At 35.0% G+C, this 18,796-nt stretch carries 21 protein-coding genes; 13 read left to right on the plus strand and 8 right to left on the minus strand.

Going from position 1 to position 18,796, the window contains the following annotated elements; genetic code table 11:
- The first annotated feature begins 148 nt into the window (after positions 1–148).
- Positions 149–742 carry a DedA family protein gene (locus tag Q3V31_RS24145; RefSeq protein WP_000434851.1) on the plus strand — a complete coding sequence of 198 codons (594 nt, stop codon included), beginning with the start codon at positions 149–151 and terminating at the stop codon, positions 740–742.
- A 13-nt stretch (positions 743–755) separates the two neighbouring features.
- Here the strand turns inward: Q3V31_RS24145 and Q3V31_RS24150 are convergent, their stop codons facing one another.
- The 3 genes from Q3V31_RS24150 to Q3V31_RS24160 all read right to left on the minus strand — a co-directional run bounded on the left by Q3V31_RS24150 (position 756) and on the right by Q3V31_RS24160 (position 2,006).
- The gene (locus Q3V31_RS24150; RefSeq protein ID WP_000100300.1) at positions 756–1,184 is read right to left on the minus strand and encodes an EamA family transporter; all 429 of its coding nucleotides are present in this window, start codon (positions 1,182–1,184) and stop codon (positions 756–758) included.
- Between the two features lie 105 nt (positions 1,185–1,289).
- A complete protein-coding gene (locus tag Q3V31_RS24155) occupies positions 1,290–1,436 on the minus strand; it encodes a BH0509 family protein (RefSeq protein WP_000817786.1) in 147 nt (48 codons plus the stop codon).
- Between the two features lie 153 nt (positions 1,437–1,589).
- On the minus strand, positions 1,590–2,006 hold the full coding sequence (locus Q3V31_RS24160) for a pyridoxamine 5'-phosphate oxidase family protein (protein WP_000550216.1): 417 nt from the start codon (positions 2,004–2,006) through the stop codon (positions 1,590–1,592).
- A gap of 178 nt (positions 2,007–2,184) precedes the next feature.
- On the opposite strand from Q3V31_RS24160, the gene cax reads away from it, so the two are divergent.
- Positions 2,185–3,240 (plus strand): calcium/proton exchanger, encoded by a 1,056-nt coding sequence (gene cax / locus Q3V31_RS24165; protein ID WP_002094747.1) that lies wholly within the window; start codon positions 2,185–2,187, stop codon positions 3,238–3,240.
- 81 nt (positions 3,241–3,321) lie between these two features.
- Complete coding sequence (locus Q3V31_RS24170) at positions 3,322–4,119, plus strand: YfkD famly protein (RefSeq protein WP_002094746.1); 798 nt, start codon at positions 3,322–3,324, stop codon at positions 4,117–4,119.
- A gap of 36 nt (positions 4,120–4,155) precedes the next feature.
- On the opposite strand, the gene yfkAB is transcribed toward Q3V31_RS24170, so the two are convergent.
- Complete coding sequence (gene yfkAB / locus Q3V31_RS24175) at positions 4,156–5,283, minus strand: radical SAM/CxCxxxxC motif protein YfkAB (protein ID WP_000156001.1); 1,128 nt, start codon at positions 5,281–5,283, stop codon at positions 4,156–4,158.
- 213 nt (positions 5,284–5,496) lie between these two features.
- On the opposite strand from yfkAB, the gene Q3V31_RS24180 reads away from it, so the two are divergent.
- From Q3V31_RS24180 to truA, 6 genes are all read left to right on the plus strand, one after another.
- Positions 5,497–5,679: an SE1561 family protein gene (locus Q3V31_RS24180; protein WP_000513558.1), complete on the plus strand. Its 183-nt coding sequence runs from the start codon at positions 5,497–5,499 to the stop codon at positions 5,677–5,679.
- 204 nt (positions 5,680–5,883) lie between these two features.
- Positions 5,884–7,407, plus strand: a complete 1,524-nt coding sequence (fumA, locus tag Q3V31_RS24185; RefSeq protein ID WP_000413543.1) for a class I fumarate hydratase — start codon at positions 5,884–5,886, stop codon at positions 7,405–7,407.
- Between the two features lie 126 nt (positions 7,408–7,533).
- The gene (gene pdaA, locus Q3V31_RS24190; protein ID WP_000875963.1) at positions 7,534–8,316 is read left to right on the plus strand and encodes a delta-lactam-biosynthetic de-N-acetylase; all 783 of its coding nucleotides are present in this window, start codon (positions 7,534–7,536) and stop codon (positions 8,314–8,316) included.
- A gap of 60 nt (positions 8,317–8,376) precedes the next feature.
- Positions 8,377–9,240 (plus strand): DNA-3-methyladenine glycosylase family protein, encoded by an 864-nt coding sequence (locus tag Q3V31_RS24195; protein WP_000269429.1) that lies wholly within the window; start codon positions 8,377–8,379, stop codon positions 9,238–9,240.
- 10 nt (positions 9,241–9,250) lie between these two features.
- Complete coding sequence (gene rlmD / locus Q3V31_RS24200; protein WP_000615190.1) at positions 9,251–10,630, plus strand: 23S rRNA (uracil(1939)-C(5))-methyltransferase RlmD; 1,380 nt, start codon at positions 9,251–9,253, stop codon at positions 10,628–10,630.
- A gap of 56 nt (positions 10,631–10,686) precedes the next feature.
- Positions 10,687–11,424, plus strand: coding sequence for a tRNA pseudouridine(38-40) synthase TruA (gene truA / locus Q3V31_RS24205; protein ID WP_016128283.1), 738 nt, complete (start codon positions 10,687–10,689; stop codon positions 11,422–11,424).
- Positions 11,425–11,476: 52 nt separating this feature from the next.
- Here truA and Q3V31_RS24210 read toward each other — a convergent pair whose 3' ends face one another.
- Together Q3V31_RS24210 and Q3V31_RS24215 are read right to left on the minus strand one after the other, a co-directional pair.
- On the minus strand, positions 11,477–11,680 hold the full coding sequence (locus Q3V31_RS24210) for a hypothetical protein (protein WP_000063866.1): 204 nt from the start codon (positions 11,678–11,680) through the stop codon (positions 11,477–11,479).
- Positions 11,681–11,760: 80 nt separating this feature from the next.
- Positions 11,761–13,164: a sigma-54 interaction domain-containing protein gene (locus Q3V31_RS24215; protein ID WP_090814103.1), complete on the minus strand. Its 1,404-nt coding sequence runs from the start codon at positions 13,162–13,164 to the stop codon at positions 11,761–11,763.
- Positions 13,165–13,465: 301 nt separating this feature from the next.
- On the opposite strand from Q3V31_RS24215, the gene Q3V31_RS24220 reads away from it, so the two are divergent.
- The 3 genes from Q3V31_RS24220 (at position 13,466) to Q3V31_RS24230 (ending at position 16,630) form a co-directional block, all read left to right on the plus strand.
- Complete coding sequence (locus Q3V31_RS24220) at positions 13,466–13,720, plus strand: biotin/lipoyl attachment domain-containing protein (RefSeq protein ID WP_000859494.1); 255 nt, start codon at positions 13,466–13,468, stop codon at positions 13,718–13,720.
- A gap of 105 nt (positions 13,721–13,825) precedes the next feature.
- Positions 13,826–15,247, plus strand: coding sequence for an amino acid permease (locus Q3V31_RS24225; protein ID WP_000969263.1), 1,422 nt, complete (start codon positions 13,826–13,828; stop codon positions 15,245–15,247).
- A 108-nt stretch (positions 15,248–15,355) separates the two neighbouring features.
- The gene (locus tag Q3V31_RS24230; RefSeq protein WP_001071199.1) at positions 15,356–16,630 is read left to right on the plus strand and encodes an acetylornithine deacetylase; all 1,275 of its coding nucleotides are present in this window, start codon (positions 15,356–15,358) and stop codon (positions 16,628–16,630) included.
- Between the two features lie 102 nt (positions 16,631–16,732).
- Here the strand turns inward: Q3V31_RS24230 and Q3V31_RS24235 are convergent, their stop codons facing one another.
- Positions 16,733–17,386 (minus strand): helix-turn-helix domain-containing protein, encoded by a 654-nt coding sequence (locus Q3V31_RS24235; protein WP_090814104.1) that lies wholly within the window; start codon positions 17,384–17,386, stop codon positions 16,733–16,735.
- A 130-nt stretch (positions 17,387–17,516) separates the two neighbouring features.
- Between Q3V31_RS24235 and ytaF the strand changes: the two genes are divergently transcribed.
- Positions 17,517–18,128, plus strand: a complete 612-nt coding sequence (gene ytaF / locus Q3V31_RS24240; RefSeq protein ID WP_071735287.1) for a sporulation membrane protein YtaF — start codon at positions 17,517–17,519, stop codon at positions 18,126–18,128.
- A 159-nt stretch (positions 18,129–18,287) separates the two neighbouring features.
- On the opposite strand, the gene Q3V31_RS24245 is transcribed toward ytaF, so the two are convergent.
- Positions 18,288–18,629, minus strand: coding sequence for a DUF3969 family protein (locus Q3V31_RS24245; RefSeq protein WP_000766602.1), 342 nt, complete (start codon positions 18,627–18,629; stop codon positions 18,288–18,290).
- Positions 18,630–18,796 lie beyond the last annotated feature (167 nt).

The raw sequence follows: 18,796 nt of genomic DNA on the forward strand, positions 1-18,796 counted from the left end.
ACTACGGATTCAATCTCTGTTAAAGGAACGGAATAGAAGTAGAGTTCATTATAAAAACAATGTATAGTGAATATGTATACCATGTTTGGCTTGAAGATAGAACGGGCACAATATGGAATAACGATCGTGCATAGGATGTGTCTTCCGAATGGAGCAACATATTGGCGAGTTAATCGCACATTATGGGTATTTTGGAATTATTATAGCTTTAGCTGGCGGGATTGTTGGGTTACCTATACCGGATGAGTTTTTATTGACTTTTATAGGCTATAACATTTCAAAAGGAGTTATGTCAGGAACAGCTGCTTTTTTAAGTGGAATGGCAGGTGCAATGCTTGGAATTACATTAAGTTACATATTAGGATTAAAACTTGGGCTCCCTGTTTTAAAAAAATATGGCCCGAAAATTAGAATTAAGGAACACCATATTGAAAAAACACATATTTTATTTGAAAAATACGGTCCATTTCTTTTAATGATTGGATACTTTATACCAGGAGTACGTCATTTAACAGCATATTTTGCTGGAGTTTCAAATTTAACATTGTGGCGATTTTGTTTGTATGCCTACGGTGGTGCGCTCATTTGGATAAGTGTTTTTATTGGCTTAGGTTGGAAACTGGGAGAGAAGTGGCGCTTTGTTGAATATAGTTTACATCATTATGGAATATGGATTTTATTAGTTTCGGCAATTGTAGCATTGATTGTGTGGATTTATATAAGGAAAAGAAAAAACCGCTAATAATAGCGGTTTTTTAGCTGAAAGCAATAAATAATACACCAGCTGTAATAAATAATACACCAATACCAGTCATAAAGTTTAACTTTTCACCTAATATAATCATCGCGAGAATAATGGAAAATACTACACTTAATTTATCGATAGGTGCTACTTGTGAGACTTTGCCTGTTTTTAATGCAAGAAAATAAAATAGCCATGACGAAGCACCAGCGATTCCACTTAATGTGATAAATAGCAGTGCTTTTTTATTTAGGAGGACATCACCGATATTTTGAAATTTACCTTGTATAATAATAACCCCTACCATAAATAATGCCATAATAATAGAACGAATCGTTGTTGCAACGTTGGCATCGATTCCATCTAAGCCGATTTTTCCAAAAATAGATACGAGGGCAGCAGCAATTGCTGATAATAGTGCGAATAATAGCCATGAGCTCATAGTAAAATTCCTCCAATCTTACATTATTATACATGAAAATCATTCTCATGTATAAAAACGAAATAATCCCCACCTTATATTTTTAATAAGGTGGGGATTATTATACTACTCTGCAATTTCCTCATATAAAAAGTACGTTACATTATAAATATGCTCTACTTCATCATCAGTCATAAATAATAATTCGTCACGTTCAATCCCTTTTTTCTTTTCGATAAACTCAATCATGTTTTTTCGTTCTTCTCTTTTCATCAATTTTATTTCTCCCCTCAATCTGTTTTAATACAGTTTATTTAAGTTACTGCTATTATATAACAGAATCTTTAGAAAGTTCCACCTATTTTATTATTTTTTTTAGAAGAACTTTTCGACAAAACAAGCCCACTTAAAGGGCTTGTTTTCATTTTAAAGTCGTAAAAACTCGGGCTCGGTCGTACCGGCACTATCGATGTAATAAATTGTGTCAGGATTGATTTTAATTAGTACATAATTAGGATCTTCCGCACCGAGTAACCAGCGTTTTAAGCTATTAGTCCAAAATTTGTTTTTTAATGTTTGATCTTCTTCGATGGAAGCCATACCTTCAACTTCAATGTAATCTTCATCTAATTTCTTTCCCTCTCGTCCGAGCAATACATGTACATTTGGATTTTTTTCGATATCTGCTATTTTTTTTGAATTTCGATCTGTTGCAACGTATAGTACAAAATCTTCATGGAAAAACATCATAAAAGCGCTATGCGGCTTCTCATTACGTACAGTAGATAACACACCTGTTCTTTGTCCTTGAATAATAGTTGCGATTTTTTCTTTTAAGTGCATGGTTTTAACCTCTTTTCATAATTTGTAATTGTTTCGTCTAAACAAAACAATTTAAATATCTTTCATACTGTTTTCTTCAACCCGATTTTTTAAACGTAATTGTGATGAAATCAGACAAGTTAGGAGAAGAATAATATTAATGATGAGGAGAAATACATACGATGGAAGGATGGAAAGCATGTTTAATAAAATATTTCTTATAGTAGCGCTTATAGGTGTACCACTTTCTGTACTCGGAAAAACAATGCATTGGCCTCAAACAATTATGTTTGCTGTATATTGCATTACGATTATCGCATTAGCGGGGTTTATGGGGAGAGCAACAGAAAGTTTAGCAATCGTTTCTGGGCCCCGGATAGGTGGCTTATTGAATGCAACTTTCGGTAATGCTGTTGAACTTATCATTTCAATTTTTGCACTTCAGGCAGGATTAACAGAAGTTGTTTTAGCTTCCTTAACTGGTTCTGTACTTGGAAACTTATTACTGGTAGGAGGGTTATCTTTCTTTATAGGTGGCCTTAAGTATAAAAGGCAAAGCTTCAATGTTTATGATGCAAGGCATAATTCAGCTTTATTAATATTTGCTGTTGTTGTAGCCTTTGTTATTCCAGAGATTTTTTCAATGAAGATGGATGCTGGAAAGACGTATCAATTAAGTATTGGTGTTTCTATTATCATGATTATTATGTACCTTGCTGCATTGTTATTTAAGTTAGTTACGCACCGTGGTGTATATCAACATAAAAGTGATGAAGTAGCGCATGAGGAAGAGCCAGAGTGGTCCAAAGGTAAAGCGTTACTCATTTTAGCGATAGCAACACTTGCAGTTGCTTATGTGTCAGAGGCTCTCGTACATACTTTTGAAACGGTCGCAAAGTCGTTTGGCTGGTCGGAGTTATTTATCGGGGTTATTATCGTTGCAATTGTTGGTAATGCAGCAGAACATGCATCTGCGATTATTATGGCGTATAAAAATAAAGTGAATATCGCAGTAGAAATTGCAGTAGGTTCTACATTACAAATCGCGATGTTTGTTGCTCCTGTATTAGTACTACTATCTATGTTCTTTGCACAAAGGATGCCTTTAGTATTTACAATACCAGAACTTGTGTCCATGATTACAGCCGTTTTCTTAACGATTGCGATTTCAAATGATGGGGATACAAACTGGTTTGAAGGAGGCACTTTATTAGCGGCGTATGTCATTATGGGAATTGGTTTTTATTTATTATGAAAAATAGGCATAACAATTGTGCCCAGAGAAAACAATAAACAAAGTAGTATATATACCTTTATGTAGGAAGGAGCCAGGCAGGTGAAACGAGTATACAGCATATGTCTTTCAACCATGGTCTCGTTTATTTTATTATTTCCTAACAGTAGTTTTGCAAAGACAACGGTAGAAGTAAAAATGCCTTCATCTGTTTTAAATATTTCAAAAGATAATACATTTCCAAATGACGCACAAGATTTGCCGCGTTTACAGCCAAGTAAGTTTGCGCAAGAACTATTGAAAACAGCAAATATCAAAATTGAAAACCCTGATTTAATTCGAATGTTCAATGAAACAACAATTTCGAATGCACCACTTGCAGTAGGATACCGAGCGAAAATTTATTTAGGTCAATGGGCATTAAATTATGAATCAATAGATACATCGATTAACTGGGAATATAAGCAAGTGAATCGAAATGTATATGACAATCGCGGGGGGGATCGCTTATATCCACTTCGCTACAAACAAGAAACCCAAAAGACAATCGAAGGTGATTTAACAGCAGATATGAAAGATGCTGCAGATGTGAAAAAAATGATGCTTTTAAAAGCGCTTGAAAAAGTACAATTGCCACTTTCATTTAAAACGACCATTGGTTATGGTACAGGACATGAGCGTGTATATAATATTAGTCCGAGTCAACTTGGATATTTATACGCTTATACACCAGCGGTAAATGAAAAAGGAAAAGTAACATTTGGCGAAGTCTACCTTGTGTTAAAAGGGAATCAAAAAAGGCTTGTCGTGAAAAATATTACATCTCAAGGAATTGGAGCGGCTATTCCAATTCATGATCATTTGTTTTTTAAATTTATTTCTTCATCGCATTCGCAATAACATGAAAAACGTCAGCTTATAAGCTGACGTTTCTATTTATAATGTAATATTTGCTGTTTTTGATAAGAAATCTTCTGTCGGATAGTAGCTGTTTTTTACAAGAACATTTGGTCCAAGACATTTTACTGCAGGACAGTGACAGCTTAATGATTTTGCTGTTTTTGAAGCGCTCCATTTTTCATACGCTTCTTGTAATGTGTTTGATTGTATGTTTCCTAGAAGTGGAACATCACCAAAGTCCGTCACAATAATATTTCCATCGAAAATATTTACGTTTAAACGAGAACGGCCATCCGGGTCATTACGAACTGTTACATTTTTGCTTTCTTGTAATTTTTTAAATGTAGCGATGTCTCGCTCATCATCACTGCAAGCATAGAAAGGTAATGTTCCGAATAACATCCATACATTTTCATCGCGAATTTCTAGTAAATGCTCAATTGCATCACGAATTTCAGCTTTCGTTAAAATTTCTAAATTGCTCGCGAAGTCACTTGGATACATCGGATGAACCTCATGACGCTTACATCCCATTTCTTCGACAATTTGACGATGAATATGTTCCATATGTGGTAGAGTTCTTTTGTTTAACATTGTTTCTGCTGATACGAGTACACCTGCATTTGATAGAGCTTTACTATTTGTAATCATTCTTTCGAATAATTTTGCGCGTTGTTCATAAGTAGGTTTACGCTCCATCATTGCAAATCCGCCTTCAACGAAGTCATCAATTGTTCCCCAGTTATGTGAAATATGCAATACATCTAAGTAGGGAATAATTTGTTCGTAACGTGCTAAATCTATAGTTAAGTTTGAGTTGATTTGAGTGCGAACGCCTCGTTCATGGGCATATTTTAAGAGTGGTGTTACATAATTGTCGACGGATTTTTTTGAAAGCATAGGTTCTCCGCCTGTAATACTTAAAGAACGTAAATGAGGAATCTCATCTAATCGTTTTAATAAAAGCTCCATCGGAAGCGGATTTGGATCTTTCGGCTGTAATGTGTAACCAACAGCGCAATGCTCGCAACGCATATTGCATAACGTTGTCGTTGTAAACTCAACGTTTGTTAATAGTAGTTTGCCGTACTCTTCAAGGTCCATATACGCTTCCCATGGATCGTAAGAAGGAGTAATCGGCTTCATTATTTGTGATATCGTCATATGAAATACTCCTTTGACTATTGAAATAACAATTTGTCCATTCTCTATAATAGAAGAATATGTGCTTTTTATAAAGTGAAACTTTTTTGTGGAAAAAGAGAGAGGGCTTACATTAGAATGAATTACTGTTACAAAATCGATGAAATTACATGCCCATAGCAATCATTTTTGCGGTATAATAAAAGCAACTCGAATTAAAAGGAGAGTGCCTTCATGGGAAAAGCAATTCAAGATAAAGATACACAATTAGTATATTTAAAAGAGCGTTTAAATATGTTCATTGAAGTAATTGATACAATTGAACCTGAAGAAGTAGAGTTAGAAGATGTAGATCGTCTTCTTGCGATGTTGGATGAATTAGAATTAAAATGTGAGCAATTTAAAAAAGACGAATAATATATTAAAAAGGCTGCCAATACAAAATTGGTAGCCTTTTTCTGTACGGATAATAGAAGGAATATAGAAAAAAAGGTATAATCAAGTTGTGAAAAATTTCATTTATACTTTAATAGCGTGATAAATAAAAAGCTGAAGAGCATAACAATGGAATTTTCATCTCATAACGTTTTGGTAGCGTTCACAATTGAGGGGGAAGTAACAATGGAAAAGCTTCAAGAAAGCATGTATCAACTAGTTGTTGAAACGTCAACGAACTTACCGAAAGATGTTCGTCGTGCGATTCAACAAGCGAAAGAGCGAGAAAACGCAGGAACTCGTTCAGCGATGGCACTTGGCACAATTACGAATAACATTAAAATGGCAGATGATAATATCTCGCCGATTTGCCAAGATACAGGGATGCCAACGTTTAAAATTTATACACCAGTTGGTGTGAATCAATTAAAACTGAAGGAAGCTATCTATAGTGCGCTTGAGCGGGCGACAAGAGATGGTAAACTTCGTCCTAACTCTGTTGATTCTCTTTTTGGGGATAATAGTGGAAATAATTTAGGACCAGGAACACCAGTTATTAAGTTTGAGCAATGGGAAAAAGATTACATTGATGCACGTTTAATTTTAAAGGGCGGCGGATGTGAGAATAAAAATATTCAATATAGCTTACCGTGTGAATTAGAAGGGCTTGGACGTGCAGGTCGTGATTTAGAAGGAATTCGTAAATGCCTTCTTCATGCTGTATATCAAGCGCAAGGCCAAGGATGTAGTGCAGGTGTAATTGGTGTTGGTATCGGGGGAGACCGAACATCAGGTTACGAATTAGCAAAAAATCAATTATTCCGTACATTAGATGATGTTAATCCAGTACCAGAGTTACAAAAACTTGAAGAGTACGTATTAGAAAATGCGAATAAACTTGGCATTGGTACGATGGGATTCGGCGGAGAAACAACTTTACTTGGGTGTAAAATTGGCGTATATAATCGCTTGCCAGCTAGCTTCTATGTATCTGTTGCGTATAATTGCTGGGCATATCGCCGTCTTGGTGTAAAAATCCATCCTGAAACAGGAGAAATTATGGATTGGTTATACCAAGAAGGTGAAGATACACTTCAGCAAGAGGCTACACAAGAACAATCAGAGCAGCGCGAAATCGTATTACAAGCTCCAATTACAGAAGAGCAAATTCGTGAACTTCGTGTTGGGGATGTTGTTACAATTAACGGCATGATGTATACAGGACGTGATGCAATTCATAAACATTTAATGGATAACGATTGTCCAGTAGATTTAAATGGACAAATTATTTATCACTGTGGTCCAGTTGTAGTGAAAGATGAAAATGATAATTGGCAAATTAAAGCGGCAGGTCCAACGACAAGTATCCGTGAAGAGCCATATCAAGGCGATATTATGAAAAAGTTCGGTATTCGTGCTGTAATTGGTAAGGGTGGTATGGGTGCTAAAACATTAGCTGCTTTAGAAGAACACGGTGGTGTGTACTTAAATGCAATTGGTGGTGCAGCACAATATTATGCTGAATGTATTAAAGAAGTGAAAGATGTTGATTTCTTACAATTCGGTATCCCGGAAGCAATGTGGCATTTACGTATCAATGGTTTTAAAGCAGTTGTAACGATGGATTCTCATGGGAAAAGCCTACATGCTGATGTAGATAAAACATCACTTGAAAAATTGGCGAGCTTTAAAGAACCTGTATTTAAGTAAAGAGAAATACACCTCGAATCATTCGAGGTGTATTTTTTTGGTATATATAGAAAAACATGTTCAGCATGAAAGAAAGAGTGAAAACAGAAACTACAGGTACGATTATATATGGAAAGGAGACTATTTATGAAATATAAATGGTTATATATAGGTCTCATTTTTTCAATTATGATGGCACTTGTTCCAGTTTCAACATTTGCTTATACGAATACACCACATAACTGGGGGATCCCACGCCCTAAAAATGAAACGGTGCCAGATGCAGGGAAATTATATACAGAATTACTACAAAAAAATGGTGGATTTTACTTAGGTGATACGAAGAAAAAAGACATTTATTTAACATTCGATAATGGATACGAAAATGGATATACAGGAAAGATTTTAGATGTACTGAAGGAGAAAAAAGTACCCGCAACTTTCTTTGTGACGGGGCACTATATAAAAACACAAAAAGATTTATTATTAAGAATGAAAAATGAAGGACATATTATTGGTAATCATTCTTGGAGTCACCCTGATTTTACAGCAGTAAACGATGCAAAACTTCGTGAAGAATTAACAAGTGTAACGGAAGAAATTAAAAAAGTGACAGGACAAAAAGAAGTGAAATATGTACGTCCTCCGCGAGGCGTGTTTAGTGAGCGAACGCTAGCTCTTACGAAAGAAATGGGATACTATAATGTGTTTTGGTCGCTTGCATTTCTTGATTGGAAAGTAGATCAGCAAAGAGGTTGGCAATACGCTCATAATAATGTAATGACTATGATTCATCCAGGATCTGTTTTGTTACTTCATGCGATATCAAAAGATAATGCGGAAGCACTTGCGAAAATCATTGATGATTTGCGCGATAAAGGGTATCATTTTAAAAGCCTAGATGATTTAGTAAACAGCAATCAACCGTAAGCATGTATGCTTGCGGTTTTCTCATGCTATAATGATGTGTAAAAAAGGATGGGGAAACGTATGTGGAGCGAACATGTTACGTTAGAATATCCGTACCATTTTGAGGAAGTGCTGAAGCGTTTATCTTTCGACCCGTTAAACGTCATTCAATTAGACGAGAAAGTAATTTATATCCCGCTTTTTATAGACGAAGAACAGATTGTTGTTCGTTTGCAAGGGATTGGTACTGTTCAAAATCCACAATTTTGGATCTCTAGTCAGGCAGGAGATCAAGAAAAAGTAATGAAACGAATGAAATCTATTTTTCACTGGAATGAACCGTTTCAAAATATACAAAATCATTTTTTAAACACATCATTACGTCCACTATTTGAAACATATGCTTATACTCCAATTATTTTAGAATTCGATTATTTCGCTTGTCTTCTTCGCTGTATTATTCATCAACAAATAAATTTGAAATTTGCTACTGTGCTAACAGATCAATTTGTAAAAAGATATGGGACAGAGAAGAACGGCGTTTTCTTTTTCCCAACACCAGAAAGAGTAGCGAACATTTCAATAGAAGAATTGAGAGAGCAGAAGTTTAGTCAGCGAAAAGCCGAATATATAGTAGGATTAGCAAAGCATATCGTAGGCGGAAAATTAGATTTAGCAAGGATAGAAAATGAAACAGAAGAAGAAGTATCGGCACAATTGTTACCAATAAGGGGTATTGGAGCATGGACAGTGCAAAACTTTTTAATGTTTGGGCTTGGACGAAAAAATATGTTTCCAAAAGCAGACATTGGAATTCAGCGCGCAGTGCAAGGTGTATTTCAATTAGATGATAAACCTGATGATGCATTTTTAGAAAAAGTGAAACAAGAGTGTGAACCATACTGCAGTTATGCAGCGTTATATTTATGGAAAAGTATAGAGTAGAGGTGTAATAATGATACAAAAGCAACATGAGAGTAAGTTGGAAGTTGGTCAAACGTTCCCTGTGACAATTAAACGTCTTGGGATTAACGGAGAAGGCGTTGGTTATTTTAAGAGACAAGTTGTTTTCATTCCCGGGGCATTACCAGGAGAAGAAGTTGTTGCTGAAGCAACGAAAATTCAGCGTGGCTTCGCTGAAGCGAAAGTGAAAAAAGTTCGTAAATCATCACCACATCGTGTGAAAGCACCATGTTCAGTATATGAGGAGTGTGGTGGCTGTCAGTTACAACATTTAGATTATAAAGAACAATTAAATCAAAAGCGTGATATCGTTGTACAAGCATTCGAGAAGTACATGAATAACAGTCTAGAAGAGAAAATTCGTCCAACGCTTGGCATGGAAAATCCATGGCATTATCGTAATAAAAGTCAATTACAAGTGGGACGTAAAGATGAAAAGGTTATTACAGGGCTATATAAACAAAACTCACATCAGTTAATTGATATTTCTCATTGTATGATTCAACATAAGGCAACGAATGAAGCGACAAAAGTTGTAAGACGTATATTAGAAAAGTTAAATGTTTCTATTTACAATGAGAAAAAACAAAAAGGTTTAGTACGTACAATTGTGACACGTACTGCAGTTCAAACAGGTGAAGTACAAGTCACACTTATTACAACAAAAGAAGAATTGCCAAATAAAGAACAATTTATTGCAGAAGTACAAAAACAGATGCCAGCGGTTAAATCAATTATGCAAAACGTAAACTGGCGTAAAACATCTGTTATTTTTGGTGACAAAACGTTTAAATTAGCTGGAAAAGAAGTAATTCAAGAAACACTTGGTGATTTATCATTTGAATTATCAGCACGTGCATTCTTCCAATTGAATCCAGAGCAAACGGTTGTTTTATACGATGAAGCGAAAAAAGCAGCTGCTTTAACAGGAAATGAGAAAATTGTAGATGCGTATTGTGGTGTTGGTACAATTGGTCTTTGGCTTGCGAATGATGCAGCAGAAGTACGTGGTATGGATGTAATTCCAGAAGCGATTGAAGATGCAAAGAAAAATGCAAAACGCCACGGATTTACAAACACAAAATATGAAGCAGGTAAAGCAGAACAATGGTTACCAAAGTGGGTAAAAGAAGGATGGCGTCCAGATGTAATTGTTGTCGATCCACCGCGTACAGGTTGCGATGATAAATTACTGGAAACGATTTTAAAAGTGAAACCGAAACAAGTTGTTTACGTGTCTTGTAACCCGTCATCGCTAGCACGTGATGTAAATGCATTAATGCAGAGTTATGAAGTGGAATATGTACAACCAGTTGATATGTTCCCACATACAGCTCATGTAGAAAATGTAGTGAAGCTTGTTAGAAAGTAAAGTTTATTAATATTCCCTCATGGTATGAGGGAATATTTTCTATGAAGGAGAATAAAATGAACAATTATAAATTAACGATTCAGTACGATGGTGCACGTTTTAAAGGATGGCAACGTCTCGGTAATAACGATAATACGATTCAAGGAAAAATCGAAAGTGTCATATCTGAAATGGTCGGAAAAGAAATTGAGATTATCGGTTGTAGTAGAACAGACGCTGGGGTACATGCTTTGAATCAAGTTGCTAACTTTCAAAGTGATGAGAAGTTAGTGGAACATAAAGTGAAAAAATATTTAAATCAATATTTACCCAATGATATTAGCATTACGAATGTAGAAGAAGTACAAGATCGCTTCCATGCTCGTTACAATTCTAAAGCAAAAACATATCTTTATAAAATTTGGAATGAAGAGCATACAAATCCATTTATGCGTAAATACAGCATGCACGTGAATAAAAAATTAAATGTGAAAAGCATGAAAGAAGCTGCGAAACATTTAGTTGGTTCACATGACTTTACTGCTTTTTCAAATGCGAAATCAAAGAAAAAGTCTATGGTTCGAGAAGTATATACACTTGAAGTGATGGAAGAGGCTGGATTTGTACAAATTAGAGTAAGTGGTAACGGATTCCTTCATAACATGGTACGAAAAATTGTTGGGGCATTAATTGAAGTTGGATTAGGACAACTAGATGCTGAAGCAATTCCAAACATTTTAGAGGGAAAACAGCGCAATCAAATTAATTGCCTTGCTGAGGCGAGTGGTTTGTATTTGGAGAATGTTGAGTTTTAATAATAAGTAAAAAAATCGAGCTGATAAGGCTCGATTTTTTTGCACTCTGAAATTAAGAAGATTTCTCTTTTTTCATGCGTAGCTTCAAATTCCAAAAAGCAGCAAGCATAATAGCCGCAAAGGAGCCGCTAATTGTTCCTAAGAGCTTTGCATAAGGAAAGCTGCTCATATCAGCATTAATGAATAACATCATACATAGAACGGCAGGAAGAAGGTATAAGTATTGTAATAACTTTAATTTTTTATCATTACTCATATATATCGCCCCTTTCTAGCATGTTATATGTTTATTATAGCAAAGTTTTCCATTTATTTGCACTTAGTAGTATGTTCATTTTATATGTGCAAATGCAGTTTTTTTATTCGATATTGTAAGTTTTGTCTACTCAATCCTAAAAACTTTGCCGCTTGTGAGATATTACCATGATTCTCTTTAAGGATTTGATTGATGTAGTTCTTTTCCATTTCTTCTATTGTGCGCTTTAAAGTTTTAGGTGTATCAGCATCCTGACTAGTTAGGGAAGGTTGTATATGGAATTCTTTTTTTATTCGTTCGCGAAAGCGAGTGGGAAGATGAAACGCTGTAATGATATTTTCATCTTCTATTAAGTTCATTGAACCTTCTATTATATGTTCCAATTCTCGTACATTTCCGGGCCAATCGTGTGCATAAAAGAATTCTCTTACATGTACATCTACATCGGTTACGCCGAGCCCGAATTGAATATTGTACTTTTCGATAAAGTGCTGAACAAGAGCTGGAATATCTTCTTTTCTTTCACGTAAAGGTGGAAGACATAAAGTAACGACGCTTAATCGGTAATATAAATCCTCTCTTAACCGATTGTGTGCAATAGCTTCAAGAGGGTCTTCATTAATAGTTGCTATAATACGAACATCAATTTCTTTTTCTTGTGCGCCCCCGATTCTTCGTATTGTTTTTTCTTGTATAGCTCGTAATAACTTAGCTTGAAGTGATGGACTTAATGAGTTGATCTCATCTAATAACAAAGTTCCTCCGTTTGCTTCTTCAAATAAACCAGATTTATCGATAGCTCCTGTAAATGCACCTCGGTTCGTCCCAAATAATAAGCTTTCCATGAGTGTATCAGGTATAGCGGCACAGTTTTGCGAAATAAATGGTTTTGTTGAACGCTGACTTTCATTATGGATACTTTGTGCAAATAGTTCTTTACCGGTCCCTGTTTCTCCTATGAGAAGTATGGATGAGGAGGTACGAATTACCCGCTTTGCTTCTGTAATGACCGATTGAATAGCACTAGAATCACCGATTATGTGATCAAAGGTAAACTTGTTATTTTGTTTTCGAGAAGGACTCATTCTTATCGGTTGTTTTAAGTGACTAATCTCTTTTGAAATTTCAATAGCGCCTTTAATTTTTCCATTTTCTATTATAGGGAAAGTATCGTTAATCGTCGTAATTTCTTGCCCTTTATTGTTAAAATACGTTTGTTTTATATTTTTTTTGGTTTTTCCAAATTTTAATGCCTCTATAAGAGTACTATTTTTATTTTCTTCAAATGCAAATACCTCTAAAGGACTTTTATATAGCACATCTAAGCGGTCCATTGATTCAATTTCCATCATTTTGCGGTTATAGATAATCGTTTTACTTTCCTCATTAATAATATGAATCCCGATATCGAGTTCATTGAGTAAAGCTTCATATAGCGCATTCATTTCAGTAATTTGTTTAAAATTAATTTCTTCTGTATGCATGTATTATCTTCTCCTCGTTTTACCCTATGAAGACTGACTTTTTATAATTTTATTAAAATTCTCATAAAATCGCAAAATTTTTTTGCTATTTTCTTTTAAAACTTTTCAAACGATAGAAAAATTTTGCGGTTATGTAGATTTTTTTGTGCGAAATCTTAATTTTTATATAGATATTGAGGTTGGTACGTATCTTGCATAAATAATAATTGAAATCTTTAAATTGAAGGAGTGGGTGAATTAGAACTTTTCATAGGGTATGCGACATTTCAGTGCAAATTAATTAAGAGGAGGAATTTATTAAGTGAAGACGGTTATAGAAGGCGTGTATAGTCCTTGTTACGGAAAAGTAGAGAAATTATTTGTTACTGAAAGTTCTTACGTATATGAGTGGGAGAAATTAGCGTTAATTGAAACGATAGATAAGCAGAAAGTAGAAATTAAGGTAGGAATCAGTGGTTATATCGAATCTTTAGAAGTGGTAGAAGGACAAGCTATCGCTGATCAAAAACTATTAATAACAGTAAGGGATGATCTATTAATAACAGGTAGTGATTAATAGAAGTAATATGTATTTTGCACTTTTTAATAATTATTTTTACTATGAAGAATTTTAAAAACGCTTACATTAAATGGGTTTGCAAAGTGAAAAGGGGGGAGTTATATGATGGATCAAAACCAAGGATTAAAAAGAGAATTGAAAAGTCGGCACATATTTATGATTGCACTCGGAGGTGTTATTGGTACTGGGCTTTTTTTAGGATCCAGTTATACAATTCATGAAGCTGGACCTGGAGGAGCGATTGTAGCGTATCTTGTCGGTGGATTTGTTATGTATTTAACGATGCTCTGTCTTGGAGAATTAGCGGTTGCGATGCCTGATGCAGGATCGTATCAAACATATGCTACAAAACATATTTCACCTGCAGCGGGTTATGTAGTGGGATGGATGTCGTGGCTAAACTGGACGGCTACGATAGGCATTGAATTAATTGCAGTTAGTATATTAATGAAACGTTGGTTTCCAGATGTATCATCATGGATTTGGTGTGTAGTGTTTGCCGTATTGCTCTTTGTTATTAATGCGTTATCTTCAAGAAGTTTTGCGGAGGTTGAATTCTGGTTTGCAAGTATTAAAGTAATTACAATTATTGCATTTATCATTTTAGGCGGGGCAGCAATGTTTGGTTTTCTAGATATGAAAGGAAATGAACCAGCACCGATGTTTTCTAGCTTTACTGATTATGGTGGATTGTTCCCAAATGGATTATCAGCAATTTTAATTACGATGATTGCAGTTAATTTTTCCTTCCAAGGAACAGAACTAGTTGGTATTGCAGCTGGTGAGAGTGAAAATCCAGAGAAAACGATCCCGAAGGCAATTAATAATACAGTTTGGCGCATACTTGTTTTCTTTGTACTATCTATTTTTATTCTTGCGGGACTATTTCCTTGGCAGCAAGCAGGCGTGATAGAAAGTCCATTCGTAGTTGTATTTGATAAAATTGGTATTCCTTATGCGGCTGATATTATAAATTTCGTTATTATTACAGCGGTACTATCAGTTGCGAATTCAGGATTATATGCAACTTCTCGTATGCTATGGTCGATGTCTAATCAAGGAATGATTAGCCCGATTTTTAGTAAGTTATCTAAAAACGGTGTTCCTATTTATGCATTGATTGTAAGTACGATTGTAGGTTGTCTTTCATTACTATCAGGTATTTATGCGGAAGATACAGTTTATTTATGGCTTCTTTCAATTGCAGGGTTTGGAGCGATATTAGTTTGGGCATCGATCGCTCTATCTAATCTATTAGCTAGAAGGACATACGTGAAGCAGGGCGGGGATATTAAAGACTTGAAATTTAAAACGCCATTGTATCCATTCGTACCACTGCTTGCTTTAGTATTAAATTTAACAGTAATTGTAGCTATGGCTTTTATTCCAGAACAAAGAATGGCATTGTATTGTGGTATTCCATTTATGATAGTTTGTTTACTGTTTTATCGTGCGACAAAAAATAAGGAAAGCAAAATAGAACATGTTGAAAAAGTAAACACAACAGAAGCAGAAAGTTTATAAATACATTAGAAACTAATGCTAAAAAAAGAGACTGTAAAATTGTAAACAGTCTCTTTTTTTGTGACAATATAGCTGGAAACATACTACGTATGCAAAGGGGAATTAGCAATGAATCAAGAAGTTTCACAGCTATTAGAACAGATTGATTTACGAAAAGATGAATTACTAGAGCTTACAAAGACCTTAATTCGTTTTGAAACACCAGCACCGCCGGCGAGAAACACAAATGAGGCGCAAGAATTTATTGCAGATTTTCTAAGAAAACGAAATTTTAGTGTTGATAAATGGGATGTATATCCGAATGACCCGAACGTTGTTGGGGTGAAAAAAGGGACGGAAAGTGAGTTATATAAAAGTCTTATTATTAATGGCCATATGGATGTAGCTGAAGTATCAGTAGATGAGGCGTGGGAAACAAATCCGTTTGAGCCGTTTATAAAAGATGGTTGGTTAGTTGGGAGAGGCGCGGCAGATATGAAAGGTGGACTAGCTGGAGCCTTATTTGCAATTCAGCTTTTAGAAGAAGCGGGAATTGAATTGCCAGGTGACTTAATGTTTCAATCGGTAATTGGGGAAGAAGTTGGAGAGGCAGGTACACTTCAATGTTGTAAAAGAGGTTATGATGCTGATTTTGCAGTCGTAGTGGATACGAGTAATTTACATATGCAAGGGCAGGGCGGCGTAATTACTGGATGGATTACAGTGAAAAGCCCACAAACGTTTCATGATGCAACACGTAGACAGATGATTCATGCTGGAGGACGTTTATTTGGAGCGAGTGCTATTGAGAAAATGATGAAAATTGTTCAAAGTTTACAGGAGTTAGAGCGTCATTGGGCAGTAATGAAAACGTATGAAGGATATCCATCAGGGACGACAACAATTAATCCTGCTGTCATTGAAGGAGGGCGTCATGCAGCATTTATTGCGGATGAGTGCCGGTTATGGATAACAGTACACTTTTATCCCAATGAAACGCATGAACAAATAATAGAAGAAATAGAAGAGTATTTAGGAAAAGTGGCAGCAGCAGATCCATGGTTAAGCGAGAACCCACTACAATTTAAGTGGGGCGGAGAGTCAATGATTGTTGATCGAGGTGAAATTTTCCCTTCATTAGAAGTAGATAGCGAACACGTTGCTGTAAAAACTCTTAGTTCAGTACATGAATCTATTCTATCTAAAAATGCAATTTTAGATATGTCTGCAACGGTAACTGATGGTGGTTGGTTTAGTGAGTTTCACATTCCAGCGATTATTTATGGACCAGGTACACTAGAAGAAGCTCATTCTGTAAATGAGAAAGTTGAAGTTAAACAGTTAATTGAATTTACAAAAGTGATAACGGCGTTCATATATGAATGGTGTCATAGGAAAAAATAGATTGGTATATTGGAATCGTACGGGTATGTATACTTGTACGATTTTTTAGTGCACTACTTCAGAGTTGAACATAAACAACAACTGAAATAGTTTTTTGCTTTTCTATGTTTTGCGTCTTATTTCAATCAATTTCTCTTTCGCTAATTCAACGGCAATTGCATCATCTAAATAGCCAATTGGAAAGAGGTAATCAGGGATAATATCTGTCGATAAAATGAAATAAAGTAATGCGCCTCCCAGTACTGCACGTTCTTCTTTTAAAATAGTTTCATTGCAAAATTGTTGATACATATCTGTTAATTGTTCAATGAAAGGACCAGCACTATCAATTTGTTCTAACTTGCTTACGAAACTTTCATGAATACGCTTTTCACCTTCTGTTGTTTGAGCATAGCGCTCATAATTTTCAAGTTCTTGTTTTACGCGAGTTGTTGTGTAATCGAAATCGAATAAGTTTGAGGATTGTAAAGTTTGCTGAATTGTATCAAGAGATGTGTACATATCCGTCTTTTCTTTATTTATGTGCGGAGAATTAGGATACATTTCATCAAATAACAATTGAGGTGGAACTTGAAGGCATTCTGCAAATTTTTGTAGATGTTTTTGTTTTGGCGGTTGTTTGCCATTCATAATTCTTGAGATTGTTGCGGGATCAATATTTGTAAGCATTCCTAGTTGGCGCATTGATAAGGCACGTTCTTTTAAAAGTTTTTTTATTAATGTACTAAGCCGCTCATTTGAATTTTCTTTAGGCATAGTGAAGGCACTCCTTTTTTATTGTTGAAAAAATGTTGAGCATTTATTACAAGTATATGAAATAGACAGGCACAGTTGCTCAACATTTTCATAATATGCATGGAAAAGTGAGAAAAAGGGGTGAATGTTGATGAGTACGGCAAGTTTATTTTCAATTCTTTTAATTGGAATTGCGTCCAATTTAGATAATGCAGGTGTTGGGATTGCGTATGGCATTCGTAAAATTCGAATTTCGTGGTTTAACAATTTTATCATCGCATTTTTTGGATTTTTATTTACTTTATTAGCTGGATTTTTTGGGAATTGGATCGCACTATTTATTTCGGAGTTTACAGCAAACCTTATTGGGGCAATTGTTTTAGGGATAATCGGAGTGTTTATTTTATGTCAGCCTTTCTTGAGTAAAAAAGAAACCATAGAATCTAAAGATGGTAGTGTACTTATGGGGATTTTACGTAATCCAGAAAAAGCAGATTTTGATGGATCTAAAACAATTAGTTTTTCTGAAGCTATCATTTTAGGGGTGGCATTATCTATTAATAATATTGCAGGTGGCTTTGATGCTGGAGTAACAAATTTAAACCTATGGCTTACGGCATGTATTTCGGGAGTGTTTAGTTTTATTTGTATTAGTGGCTTTGCGTATGTAGGAAAACGATTTTTAGCTGAACACTTAGGGAAATGGGCTACAGTTATTGCAGGCGTGTTATTAATTCTTATAGGGATAGATCAGTTATTGTAAAAATACAATGTTCGAGCATTTCCTCGGAAATACTCGAATGAATCGCATATATCGACATCGGATATTTTCTTCTTTAAATATAAAGTAGCTATCATATAAAAGTACATTATGTATAAATATTTGTTAATAAACATTAAAAGCACCTACATAGGTGCTTTCTTAACGTATATCTTCAATTAATTGTTCCGATTCTTCATGCATACTGTACTCACTTAATACTTGGATACAAAGCCACTTTAATTCTTCGATAGTATGCTCAAGTTCTTCAGGAAGGACATGATGAATATCTTCAAGTCCCATTCCGAAATGAATAAGCTCTAGTACTTGATCATCGATGTTCCGATCCATTAATAATTCAAGCACTTCTAAATTGAATATGTATCGGTGAGCTTCATCGAGTGAAACAACTTTTAACTTCAAGCTTTCTACAATACTCAATATAAAAAGAAGAATTGTTTTTTCAAGAACAGGTTGTTTTTCCATTTGAAATATCAGTTTCATCTTTTACACCTCCACATATAGCGTTAGGTTGTACTATATTATTCAGGAGGGGGGAGCAAATATGCATAATAAGGCGAAACTTTCATTATTGTTTTTGTTTTGTTATTAATGATTGGTGAAACTAAATTTTTCGTGAAATAAAAAATCCTGCTAGTATAGCAGGATAA

The sequence above is a fragment of the Bacillus nitratireducens genome (assembly GCF_036320425.1).
Taxonomy (GTDB): domain Bacteria; phylum Bacillota; class Bacilli; order Bacillales; family Bacillaceae_G; genus Bacillus_A; species Bacillus_A nitratireducens.